This window comes from Bacillus sp. FSL K6-1218 (assembly GCF_038006445.1).
GTDB lineage: Bacteria > Bacillota > Bacilli > Bacillales > Bacillaceae_G > Bacillus_A > Bacillus_A thuringiensis_S.
The window spans coordinates 4,227,106-4,239,741 of the sequence record NZ_JBBOVE010000001.1 but is presented as its reverse complement, the minus strand read 5'-3'; the positions used below and the strand labels follow the sequence as shown (position 1 = coordinate 4,239,741).

The window sequence follows — 12,636 nt, the reverse complement described above, 5'->3', positions numbered from 1 at the left end:
AATGAGCATAAAAAAAGAAAGAGTAGATGTACTATTAGTAGAGCGAGGACTTATAGAAACGCGTGAGAAAGCAAAGCGCGCCATTATGGCGGGACTCGTATATGCAAATGAAATGAGACTTGATAAGCCAGGAGAGAAAATCTCGCAAGATACTGAGATTACGGTGAAGGGACAAGTTATGCCGTATGTAAGTCGTGGTGGTTATAAACTTGAAAAGGCATTAGAGACATTTCATCTTGATTTACAAGATAAAGTTATGATAGATATTGGTTCATCAACTGGTGGCTTTACAGATTGTGCGCTTCAAAATGGAGTGAAATTATCTTATGCATTAGATGTAGGATACAATCAACTAGCGTGGAAATTACGTCAAGATGAGCGTGTTGTTGTAATGGAACGAACAAATTTCCGTTACGTGACACCAGCAGACTTAGAACGTGGTTTACCTCAATTTGCAAGTATTGATGTTTCATTTATATCATTAAAGCTTATACTGCCAGTTTTAAAAACAATGCTTATGCCTAACGGGGATGTAGCAGCGTTAATTAAACCTCAGTTTGAAGCTGGAAGAGAGCAAGTTGGGAAAAAAGGTATCGTTCGTGATAAAAAAGTACATGAAGCTGTTGTAGAAATGATTGTCGAGTTTGCTTTAAAAGAAGGCTATGATGTGGAAGGTTTAACATTCTCACCAATTACGGGTGGGGATGGTAATATTGAATTTTTAATTCACCTGAAATGGCATGGTGAACGTGAGAATGGCGAAAATCATTCTCCAATTTCTATAGAGCAAGTTGTTACAGAAGCGCATGACGTTCTAAAACAAAAAGGGAAAGGGGAATAACATATGTTGTTCCTCTTTTTGTTGTAATTGTATAATGATTGTAAAAACAATTGTGTACAAGAAACGAATTATAAGTTAACATAAATAAGTGAAGTATACCAATGTTTAAACTATGGTAAGAGATAGTGTGAGGTGCAAATGTATGAATAAAGGTCAGCGCCATATTAAAATCAGGGAAATTATTGCAAACAAAGAAATTGAAACACAAGATGAATTAGTTGATATTTTACGTAATGAGGGATTTAATGTAACGCAAGCAACAGTATCGCGCGATATTAAAGAACTGCACTTAGTGAAGGTGCCATTGCATGATGGACGCTATAAATATAGCTTGCCAGCAGATCAACGATTTAACCCGTTACAAAAATTAAAACGAAATCTAGTGGATTCATTTGTAAAATTAGACACGGCAGGACATATGCTTGTGCTAAAAACATTGCCTGGTAACGCTCATTCACTTGGAGCACTTATTGATCATTTAGAGTGGGATGAGATCATCGGAACCATCTGTGGTGATGATACTTGCTTAATTATTTGCCGTACACCTGACGATACAGGTGTTGTCTCTGATCGTTTCTTAAATATGTTGTAACAAAAAATCTTGTTTGCTTTCCATCGTAAAGTGGGAAGTGAACAAGATATTTTTATTGGTTAAAAATATGATTTTTCAATTGTAATATAATATTTTGTTTGCATAAAGTTAGAAAATAGATGGATTGACCCGTAAAACGAATGTTTGGTACAATGAAGCGGGTTAGAAGAGTATATACATACAAATATATAGCATGATTATTTGAATGAAGAACTGAGAAAATCCTTTAGTAAGGGATTATTTTATAACGAGGTGAATGGGGCATTGTTATCGGAATTATCGATTAGAAACTTTGCTATTATTGAAGCATTAAATATTTCTTTTCAAAAAGGTTTAACGGTTTTAAGCGGTGAAACAGGGGCCGGAAAATCGATTATTATTGATGCAATTAGTTTACTTGTAGGTGGCCGTGGGTCAGCAGAATTTGTTCGATATGGAACAGAAAAGGCTGAGATTGAAGGGCTATTTTATGTTGAAGATGAGAAGCATCCATGTATTGAAAAGGCAGAAGAGTTAGATATAGAAATAGAAGATGGCATGATTATTTTAAAGCGTGATATTGCTGCGAACGGGAAGAGTGTATGTCGTGTAAATGGGAAGCTTGTTACACTTAGCATATTAAAAGAAATTGGGAAAACACTTGTTGATATTCATGGACAGCACGAAACGCAAGATTTAATGAATGAAGAACGACATCTTTTTATGCTTGATCACTTTGATGGGGATCGAACCGTTAAACAATTAGATATATATCAAAACGTATACGCTGACTATGAAAAATTAAAAAAACAATTGAAATCGTTAAGTGAAAATGAACAACAAATGGCACATCGCCTAGATTTAATTCAATTTCAGCATGAAGAAATTCGCAAGGCGGATTTAAAGATGGATGAAGAAAATGAATTAACTGAGGAACGATTGCAAATTTCTAATTTTGAAAAGATTTATAAAGCGTTAGGTGATGCATATCGTTCGTTAAGTGCCGACGGAAAAGGATTAGATAATGTAAGAAGTGCAATGGGGCAAATGGAAAGTATTACACATTTAGATGAAGTGTATCAAGAGAATTATGATTCAATTGCAAATAGCTACTACTTATTAGAAGAGGTTGCCTATCAACTGAGAGAAAAGCTCGATATGATGGAATATGATCCAAATCGTTTAGATGAGATCGAAACACGTTTGAATGAAATTCGTATGCTAAAGAGAAAATATGGAAATACTGTAGAAGAGATTTTAGCGTATGCAGATAAAATTGAACAGGAAATTTTTACAATTGAAAATAAAGACGTTCATATTGAAACGACGAAGAAACAGTTGAAGGAATTAGAAAGTGTTATTCTGAAAGAAGCAACGTTGTTAAGTAATATGCGTCATGAGCTTGCAGAACATCTTACAAATGCAATTCATCAGGAATTAAAAGAATTATATATGGAAAAAACGAAATTTGAAGTGAGAATTATGAAGAGAGAAGGAAATGCAGAAGAACCCCTTGTGGAAGGTGCACCGGTAAGACTTACGGCGGATGGTTACGATCATGTGGAATTTTATATTTCAACGAACCCAGGAGAGCCGCTAAAACCACTTTCAAAGGTTGCTTCTGGCGGAGAGTTATCTCGTATTATTTTAGCTTTAAAAAGCATTTTTTCTAAGCATCAAGGGGTTGCATCTGTTATTTTTGATGAAGTGGATACGGGTGTAAGTGGCCGAGTCGCACAGGCTATTGCGGAAAAAATTTATCGAGTATCAGTAAACTCGCAAGTACTTTGTATTACGCACTTACCTCAAGTAGCTTCAATGGCGGATTCACATTTATTTATTCGAAAACAAGTAGCGAATGATCGTACAATTACATCAGTTACTGTTTTAACTATGGAGGATAAAGTAACAGAAATAGCTCGAATGATTTCTGGTGTAGAAATCACAGATTTAACGACAGAGCATGCGAAAGAATTACTTACGCAAGCGCATCATTTTAAACAGACAGCAGAGGCTATCCAGTAATGGATAGCTTTTTTTCTCAAATGACGATTTCTTAATTCTTCCGGTTATAAATAATGCACTGCAAGGAGAGATTAAAAAGTGAAGCCAAGAGGCTGAATGTGGGGTAGGAGCGAGGAGAGTGAACAAGTTGAAATTAGAAAAATTTCGAAAAATAATAGGTCTTTGTCTCCTTGTTTCTTTAGTTTTTATTGGATGTTTTAAACCGCTTCGAACGTTTATTTCATCACCGAAACAACTTGTTGTTTTTGAAGGACAACAATCAGAAATATCATCATTACCAGTTTTCAAAGCTTCATCCACAAATCGTCATGTATTTACAGTGAGTTCGAATGAACAAAAACAAGGACTTATGGTAAATTCTCATCAAAATGGTGAAGCTGATATGGTATTTCAGCTTGCTGGTTTTCCAGTGAAAAAAGTAAATGTGAGAGTGTTAAAAGATTTTAAAGTGATTCCAGGTGGACAATCAATTGGTGTGAAATTAAATACAAAAGGTGTACTTGTTGTAGGCCATCATTTAATTCAAACTGAAAAGGGTAAAATATCTCCTGGTGAAACAGCAGGTGTACAAATTGGAGATATGATTACTGAAATTAATGGTAAAACAATTGAAAGAATGAGTGATGTAGCACCGTTTGTTCATAATAGTGGAGAAACAGGTGAACCGCTTAATCTTGTATTGTTAAGAGATGGAAAATATATTCGTACGAAGCTAACTCCACAAAAAGACAACGGTGAATCGTCTTATCGAATTGGCTTGTATATCCGTGATTCGGCAGCTGGAATTGGAACGATGACATTTGTTCATCCAGATTCTATGAAATACGGGGCACTTGGTCATGTTATTTCTGATAATGATACGAAAAAGCCAATTCAAGTCGAAGATGGACAAATTATGCGCTCGACAGTTACATCAATTGAAAGAGGTAGTCATGGGAATCCGGGGGAGAAATTAGCAAGATTCTCACCAGATCGTGAAGTGATTGGTAATATTACAATTAATAGTCCATATGGTATTTTTGGCAAATTAAATACGAATATGAAAAACGGTATAATGGATAAACCGATGCCTATCGCATTATCTCATCAAGTAAAAGAAGGACCGGCAAAAATATTAACAGTTATTGATCAAGATAAAGTAGAAGCGTTTGATATTGAAGTTGTTAGTACAGTGCAACAAAAATTCCCAGCCACAAAGGGTATGGTAATAAAAGTAACAGATAAACGTCTATTAGCGAAAACGGGCGGTATCGTACAAGGAATGAGCGGAAGTCCAATTGTACAAAATGGAAAAGTAATTGGTGCTGTTACACATGTATTTGTAAATGATCCAACATCAGGATATGGTGTTCATATTGAATGGATGTTACATCAAGCTGGAATTAATATTTATGATCAAGAGAAAAAAGCGAGTTAATATATATATATTAGCTCGCTTTTTCTGTTGAAAAATTCGTTGAAATTTTGTAAAAGCTCCGCAAGAGGTGTTTTTTGTTGTAAAATAAAAGAAAAGGGTTGAACGTTTCGTTGTATTTCTATGATGGAATGTGTTGCGAAAGGGAATAAATGAACGATAAACATATTTTTTTGTGATTTTATCGGAAAGTAAGAAACTTTAAAAGGGAATTTTCACACAATTGTCGAACAATTCATGTAGCCTAGAAGGATACACATGTCGGAGAATCGATTCGGTAAGGGAGGAAAAGCTGTGGAGAAAATTAAAGTATGTCTTGTGGATGATAATAAAGAACTAGTATCAATGTTAGAGAGCTATGTAGCCGCTCAAGATGATATGGAAGTAATCGGTACTGCTTATAATGGTCAAGAGTGTTTAAACTTATTAACAGATAAGCAACCTGATGTACTCGTTTTAGACATTATTATGCCACACTTAGATGGTTTAGCTGTATTGGAAAAAATGCGACATATTGAAAGGTTAAAACAGCCTAGCGTAATTATGTTGACAGCATTCGGGCAAGAAGATGTGACGAAAAAAGCAGTTGACTTAGGTGCCTCATATTTCATATTAAAACCATTTGATATGGAGAATTTAACGAGTCATATTCGTCAAGTGAGTGGTAAAGCAAACGCTATGATTAAACGTCCACTACCATCATTCCGATCAGCAACAACAGTAGATGGAAAACCGAAAAACTTAGATGCGAGTATTACGAGTATCATTCATGAAATTGGTGTACCCGCTCATATTAAAGGATATATGTATTTACGAGAAGCAATCTCCATGGTATACAACGATATCGAATTATTAGGATCGATTACGAAAGTATTGTATCCAGATATCGCAAAGAAATATAATACAACAGCAAGCCGTGTGGAGCGCGCAATTCGTCACGCGATTGAAGTAGCTTGGAGCCGTGGGAATATTGATTCTATTTCGTCCTTATTCGGTTATACAGTATCCATGTCAAAAGCAAAACCTACGAATTCTGAGTTTATCGCAATGGTTGCGGATAAGCTGAGACTTGAACATAAAGCTAGCTGAGAGTAGAAGTAGCAAAGGGTTTTCGTTTTAGTAAAACCCTTTGCATGCTGGAACTCTATACTCGACAGTAATTTTAAAACTAATAAACTTTTTAATGAAAGACCAATGGATGTTATAATTCGTTGGTTTTTTTATTTTGTTTAGAAAAAGAGATTATTTGATATCATGGAAAATAAAACCTATTTTTAGTAATATTACATGTAAGTGAGTTTTTTATAAGACAATTAAATAGATATAGATAGGGGGAAGGGGAATGAAAAATAAAATTTCAACTTGGCTAGGAATAGTAGCAGCTATGGGAGTTCTTGCTATTGCAGTTACATTTGGAATGTTAGAACTTGCCGATAATTCAGTAGATAAAGAAGTGAGCGCTCAAATAGATAAAAAAGAAGACCAAACAATAGTAGGTAGAGAGGTAGATGGGGTCTTTGTTGATGTGTATGTTACTGAAAATTCTACTGAAAGAGAAGTTATTACAGCGATGCATCGCATGACTCATCAAAAAGTGGTGGCAGAACGAAAATCGGGCTCTATCCCAATGATTCAAAATAATGCTAAAAAATTAAAAGAAATCATAAATCAGAGTAGCTTTGCGAAGAAAAATGAGCTTTTAGCAATTGCTAATAGATGGGCAAAAAAAGATTTTAGTAAAATTGTAGAAGATCACAATTATTTCTCGGATGTTCAAGAAGATAACGTTTGTAAAGCAACTAGAGCGATGGATGCGGTAGAAGAGCAACATTATATTTTAACTACATTCGGGGAGGGAAAAGCGAAAGAACTATACGAATCAGGGGATGCTCCGCACGTTCAATAAAAAATAATATAAAGGGTTTCTAGTTTTTTATGATCGTGTTTAAGGACGCAATGGGGGCTTATAAATAAATAGTCTGCTTTCTTTATGACTTGCAACAAAAAAGAAAGCAGACTATTAAATGATGAAGGAACGGCTAAATTGCATCGTAGCACATCTGTTAAAGGATTTTAGCAGGGAAGTCATCCGTGATATAATAGAAAATAATAAAAAGCCCTGCAAAACAGGACTGTATTATTCTTCGTCTTTATTTTGTTTTTCTAATTCAACTAGCTTTTGAATTAAAATGTGTTGCGGCATATGCATGAGTTGTTCAAGTGGAACACCTAGTGCTTTTGATAAGCGGACTGCAGTATCTGGAGAAATTTGCAATGGTCTCATAGAAGTACCTCCTTTTTCGTATAGTATAGCATAAGATTGGGGGAGTGAGGATGACTCTTATATTTGCGCATCGTGGTGCGGCTGGAACGTACCCAGAAAATACAATGCTTTCATTTGAAGCGGCTGAGTCTTTTAGAGCGGATGGAATTGAACTTGATGTTCAATTAACGAAAGATGGAAAAGTTGTCGTCATTCATGATGAAACGGTGGACCGGACAACAAATGGAAAAGGTGCGGTTCGGAATTATGTATATGAGGACTTATGCAAGTTAGATGCAAGTTATAAATTTGGTGATAAAGTAGGTTTTTGTAAAATACCACTTTTAGAAGAGGTATTAGAGTGGCTTGAACAAACGAGTTTGCTACTTAATATTGAACTTAAAAATAATAAAATTCCATACAGAGGTTTAGAGGAAGAAGTTATAACGCTTGTACGGAAATTTAGTTTAGAGGATCGCGTTGTATTTTCTTCGTTTAATCACTACAGTATGAAACGGTGCCATATGATGGCTCCTGATATTCAAACTGCAATTTTATATCGCGAAGGTTTGCATAGTCCGTGGGCATACGCGAAAAAAATGGGGGCTACAGCAGTACATCCGAATTATCGTTACCTTCAAGATGCTATTGCCGAACTAACGATGGAAAGTGGTGTAGAGGTTCGCCCTTATACAATTAATGAAGAAACGCTTATGCGTAAATATTTTGATATGAATATATCGGCGATTATTACTGATTACCCTGAAACGGCAAGAACGTTATTGCCAATAAAAAAATGAGACCGTGTGGAACGGTCTCATTTTTTATTTATAAATAGTGGGGCCTTCCTATCTTCTAAAGCGAGCTTGTACTTTATTTCGTTTACGATCTCGGTGTACGACGAAGCCGCCAAAAATATAAAACCCGAGCCCGAAGCAGAGAGCGCCGATTAAAAATTGTAACCACAGTATAGAGATTGGTGGAAATAGAATCCCAAATACAGTATCTCTCATTAACTTTATACCAAACACAGCTAATGAAATAGGGATGAGTGCTAATAGTAGAGCAACGTAACGCTGCATACATAACGCTCCTTTTCAGATTATTTCGTATATTTTAATGATGTTATATGGAAAGGTGGTTTGTCAAGAGGTTGCTGAACGAGTAAGATAAAGGTGTGAAAAAATTTGCAGAGCTACTTCGAGAGGAAGTGTAATATATGAAACAAAAAGTATTAATTGTTGGTGCAGGTGAAGGTGGGAGCGCACTGCTGAATCTGTTACAAAGTTCGAATATATTTCAAATTATAGGGATTATTGATATAAATCCGGTGGCAAAAGGATTACAAATTGCTAAGGAATATGGGATTGCAATTGGAGAAAGTGTAACTCCATTTCTTTCTATGCATATCGATGTAATATTTGATATGACAGGTGAAGATGATGTACATAAAGTTTTATTGGAAAAAAAGAAAAAAGACACTCTTCTTATACCAGGTGATATTGCAAAAATTGTTACAGGATTAGCGCATGAGAAGGAAGGGTTAATTGGGCGGTTAGAGGAACAAACGCAACAAGGAGAATTAATTTTAAATTCTACGCATGACGGTATGATCGTAATTGATCGAGAGGGACAAGTTCGTCTTTTTAATAAAAGTGCAGAGCGTATTATCGGATATAAAAAAGAAGAGGTGATAGGAAAATATATTTTAGAAGTTATTCCGACTAGTAAATTACTTCGCATTATACGTACGAAACAAATAGAAGTAAATTATGAACTAACATTAGAGAATGGAAAGAAAATTATTACAACGCGTATACCGATATTAAAAGAGGGCGGAGAGGTACAAGGAGCATTTGCAATTTTTAAAGATATAACAGAAGTTGTAGATTTAGCGGAAGAAGTTACAGACTTAAAAGAAATTCAAACATTATTAGAGGCGATTATTAACTCATCTGAAGAAGCGATTTCGGTTGTGGATGAAAAAGGAAGAGGTTTAGTCATTAACCCGGCATATACGAAATTAACGGGTTTAACAGAAGAAGATATTATTGGGAAGCCTGCTACAACTGATATTGTAGAAGGCGAAAGTATGCATATGAAAGTACTTCGAACGCGTCGTGCGGTGCGCGGAATACATATGAAGATTGGGCAAAAAAAGCGCGATGTAATTGTAAACGTAGCGCCAGTTATTGTGGATGGAATATTGAAAGGAAGCGTCGGCGTTATCCGTGACGTGTCGGAAATTCAAAAGTTAACAAATGAATTGAATAGAGCGAGGCAAATTATTCGCACATTAGAAGCGAAATATTCTTTTGATGATATTGTCGGAAATTCAGATGAAACAACGGCAGCTATCGAACAGGCGAAGCTAGGAGCGAATACACCGGCAACGGTACTGTTACGCGGTGAATCTGGGACTGGTAAAGAATTGTTTGCACATGCAATCCATAATGGAAGTAATCGAAAATACAATAAATTCGTCCGTGTAAACTGTGCGGCCATTTCGGAGACGTTGTTAGAAAGTGAATTATTTGGTTATGAGGAAGGAGCGTTTTCTGGAGCGAAAAGAGGCGGGAAACGTGGGTTCTTTGAGGAAGCGAATAACGGTAGTATTTTTTTAGATGAAATAGGGGAGTTATCTGCAAATACACAAGCGAAGCTCCTTCGTGTATTGCAGGAAAAAGAAATTGTAAAAGTTGGTGGAACGAAAGCGATACCTATTAATGTTCGAGTAATTGCAGCGACACATGTGAATTTAGAAAAGGCTATTCTAGAAGGGAAGTTTAGGGAGGATTTATATTATCGATTAAATAAAATTCCAATTCAAATTCCGTCTCTTCGTCAACGTAAAGGAGATATACCGACAATTGCGGACAGATTGATTCAAAAAATTAATCAAGATTATGGTCGTAATGTAGAAGGGCTCACTGATTCAGCTATTTTATATTTACAATCATACGAATGGCCAGGGAATGTGAGGGAACTTGAAAATATTTTAGGACGAGCAATTATTTTTATGAATTATAACGAGATCTATATTGATGTACATCATTTACCGCCATTACATAACGAAGAGCAGGTGGAGTCAAAGCAATCTCATTTATTACCTGAATTAGAAGAAAAGCCACTTGAACATTTAGTGACAGAGTTTGAAGGGAATATTATTCATGAATATTTGGAGAGATTTGATGGGAATAAAACACAAACTGCAAAAGCGTTAGGAATTTCCGTTCGAAATTTATATTATAAGCTAGAAAAGTATGACTATGCAAAAAATAGCATGCAATAAATTGCGTACCATGCAATTTATTGCATGGTATACAAAAAGTGACAAAATAAGACAGAATCTTTTGTTATTTTCCAAAGTATTGATTTTACTGCATTTTGAATGCGTTTTCATTATTGGTAAGACCACTTTTAAAAGTTGGCACGGTATTTGCTTTATAAATAGACGAGGGACGACGGAAAGGGTTGATTACAAAATATGAAGTTAGAATACTTAATTGATCAAGCAGCGGGACAGCCTAAAAAAACTGTGGCTGTAGCAGTAGCTGAAGATCATGAAGTAATTGAAGCTGTAGCGAAAGCAATTAAATTACAGCTAGCTCAATTTCGTCTATATGGAAATCAAGAAAAAATAATGGGGATGCTACAAGAACATGGTTTACAAACTTCAGAACATGTTGAAGTGATTGCAGCAATGTCTAATGCAGAGGCTGCAGAACTTTCTGTTAAAGCTGTGAGAAATGGTGAAGCAGACGTGCTTATGAAGGGTAACATCCCAACAGCGAATATTTTGAAGGCTGTGTTAAACAAAGAGTGGGGCCTACGTAAAGGTAGCGTACTTTCACATGTAGCAGCATTTGAAGTTCCAAATTACGATCGTCTTATTTTCGTTACAGATGCAGCGATGAACATCGCACCTGACGTAACACAAAAAGCTGCTATTATACAAAATACTGTAGAAGTTGCCCGGGCAATAGGAATCGACTTGCCAAAAGTGGCACCCATCGCAGCAGTAGAAGTTGTGAATCCAGCGATGCAGGCGACAATTGATGCAGCGATGTTAACACAAATGAATCGCCGCGGACAAATTAAAGATTGTATCGTTGATGGACCACTGGCTTTAGATAATGCAGTATCACAAATTGCAGCAGAGCATAAAGGCATAGTAAGTGATGTAGCAGGTAAGGCAGACATTTTACTCGTCCCAACGATTGAAGCTGGAAATGTGCTATATAAATCACTCGTATACTTTGCGGATGCAAAAGTAGGAGCAATGATTGCTGGCGCAAAAGCACCGATTGTTTTAACATCTCGTGCTGATTCAGCAGAAACAAAAGTATATTCATTAGCATTGGCAGTTGCGACTGCTTCAAAATAAACCAAAAAGGGTAAAACATTAGGGGGAAACGACAATGACATTAGAAATCTTCGAATACTTAGAAAAATATGATTATGAGCAAGTAGTATTTTGTCAAGACAAAGAATCTGGTTTAAAAGCAATTATTGCAATTCATGATACAACACTTGGACCGGCTCTTGGTGGAACAAGAATGTGGACATATGATTCTGAAGAAGCGGCGATTGAAGATGCATTGCGTCTTGCAAAAGGGATGACATACAAAAACGCAGCAGCTGGTTTAAACTTAGGTGGTGCGAAAACAGTAATTATTGGTGATCCTCGTAAAGATAAGAGCGAAGCGATGTTCCGTGCACTAGGACGTTATATCCAAGGACTAAACGGACGTTACATTACAGCTGAAGATGTTGGTACAACAGTAGATGATATGGATATTATCCATGAAGAAACTGACTTTGTAACAGGTATCTCACCATCATTCGGTTCTTCTGGTAACCCATCTCCAGTAACTGCATACGGTGTTTACCGTGGTATGAAAGCAGCTGCAAAAGAAGCTTTCGGTACTGACAATTTAGAAGGAAAAGTAATTGCTGTTCAAGGCGTTGGTAACGTAGCATATCACCTATGCAAACATTTACACGCTGAAGGAGCAAAATTAATCGTTACAGATATTAATAAAGAAGCTGTACAACGTGCTGTAGAAGAATTCGGTGCATCAGCAGTTGAACCAAATGAAATTTACGGTGTTGAATGCGATATTTACGCACCATGTGCATTAGGCGCAACAGTTAATGATGAAACTATTCCACAACTTAAAGCAAAAGTAATCGCAGGTTCTGCAAATAACCAATTAAAAGAAGATCGTCACGGTGACATCATTCATGAAATGGGTATTGTATACGCACCAGATTATGTAATTAATGCAGGTGGCGTAATTAACGTAGCGGACGAATTATATGGATACAATAGAGAACGTGCACTAAAACGTGTTGAGTCTATTTATGACACGATTGCAAAAGTAATCGAAATTTCAAAACGCGATGGCATAGCAACTTATGTAGCGGCAGATCGTCTAGCTGAAGAGCGCATTGCAAGCTTGAAAAATTCTCGTAGCACTTACTTACGCAACGGTCACGATATTATTAGCCGTCGCTAA

At 36.2% G+C, this 12,636-nt stretch carries 12 protein-coding genes; 10 read left to right on the top strand and 2 right to left on the bottom strand.

The features are described 5' to 3' along the window. Position 1: 1 nt before the first annotated feature. From MHI26_RS21525 to MHI26_RS21500, 6 genes are all read left to right on the top strand, one after another. On the top strand, positions 2–841 hold the full coding sequence (locus MHI26_RS21525) for a TlyA family RNA methyltransferase (protein WP_061666303.1): 840 nt from the start codon (positions 2–4) through the stop codon (positions 839–841). Between the two features lie 142 nt (positions 842–983). Continuing rightward, positions 984–1,433 (top strand): arginine repressor ArgR, encoded by a 450-nt coding sequence (gene argR, locus MHI26_RS21520; protein WP_001032580.1) that lies wholly within the window; start codon positions 984–986, stop codon positions 1,431–1,433. A gap of 264 nt (positions 1,434–1,697) precedes the next feature. Further along, positions 1,698–3,437 carry a DNA repair protein RecN gene (gene recN, locus MHI26_RS21515; protein ID WP_061666304.1) on the top strand — a complete coding sequence of 580 codons (1,740 nt, stop codon included), beginning with the start codon at positions 1,698–1,700 and terminating at the stop codon, positions 3,435–3,437. A gap of 118 nt (positions 3,438–3,555) precedes the next feature. Continuing rightward, complete coding sequence (spoIVB, locus tag MHI26_RS21510) at positions 3,556–4,854, top strand: SpoIVB peptidase (RefSeq protein ID WP_003307836.1); 1,299 nt, start codon at positions 3,556–3,558, stop codon at positions 4,852–4,854. Positions 4,855–5,145: 291 nt separating this feature from the next. Next, positions 5,146–5,940, top strand: a complete 795-nt coding sequence (gene spo0A, locus MHI26_RS21505) for a sporulation transcription factor Spo0A (protein WP_011110369.1) — start codon at positions 5,146–5,148, stop codon at positions 5,938–5,940. Between the two features lie 253 nt (positions 5,941–6,193). Further along, complete coding sequence (locus MHI26_RS21500) at positions 6,194–6,757, top strand: PRK06770 family protein (RefSeq protein WP_061666305.1); 564 nt, start codon at positions 6,194–6,196, stop codon at positions 6,755–6,757. Positions 6,758–6,988: 231 nt separating this feature from the next. Here the strand turns inward: MHI26_RS21500 and MHI26_RS21495 are convergent, their stop codons facing one another. After that, positions 6,989–7,135 (bottom strand): YycC family protein, encoded by a 147-nt coding sequence (locus MHI26_RS21495; protein ID WP_001247671.1) that lies wholly within the window; start codon positions 7,133–7,135, stop codon positions 6,989–6,991. 50 nt (positions 7,136–7,185) lie between these two features. Here MHI26_RS21495 and MHI26_RS21490 point away from each other — a divergent pair, with 50 nt between their 5' ends. Next, the gene (locus MHI26_RS21490) at positions 7,186–7,914 is read left to right on the top strand and encodes a glycerophosphodiester phosphodiesterase (protein ID WP_000172594.1); all 729 of its coding nucleotides are present in this window, start codon (positions 7,186–7,188) and stop codon (positions 7,912–7,914) included. Between the two features lie 48 nt (positions 7,915–7,962). Here MHI26_RS21490 and MHI26_RS21485 read toward each other — a convergent pair whose 3' ends face one another. Next, positions 7,963–8,196: a DUF2627 domain-containing protein gene (locus MHI26_RS21485; protein WP_001190212.1), complete on the bottom strand. Its 234-nt coding sequence runs from the start codon at positions 8,194–8,196 to the stop codon at positions 7,963–7,965. Between the two features lie 137 nt (positions 8,197–8,333). Between MHI26_RS21485 and MHI26_RS21480 the strand changes: the two genes are divergently transcribed. The 3 genes from MHI26_RS21480 (at position 8,334) to MHI26_RS21470 (ending at position 12,636) form a co-directional block, all read left to right on the top strand. Further along, complete coding sequence (locus MHI26_RS21480; RefSeq protein WP_000810980.1) at positions 8,334–10,406, top strand: sigma-54 interaction domain-containing protein; 2,073 nt, start codon at positions 8,334–8,336, stop codon at positions 10,404–10,406. A 195-nt stretch (positions 10,407–10,601) separates the two neighbouring features. Continuing rightward, positions 10,602–11,501 carry a phosphate butyryltransferase gene (yqiS, locus tag MHI26_RS21475; protein WP_000764675.1) on the top strand — a complete coding sequence of 300 codons (900 nt, stop codon included), beginning with the start codon at positions 10,602–10,604 and terminating at the stop codon, positions 11,499–11,501. 34 nt (positions 11,502–11,535) lie between these two features. Continuing rightward, positions 11,536–12,636, top strand: a complete 1,101-nt coding sequence (locus MHI26_RS21470; RefSeq protein ID WP_000171355.1) for a leucine dehydrogenase — start codon at positions 11,536–11,538, stop codon at positions 12,634–12,636.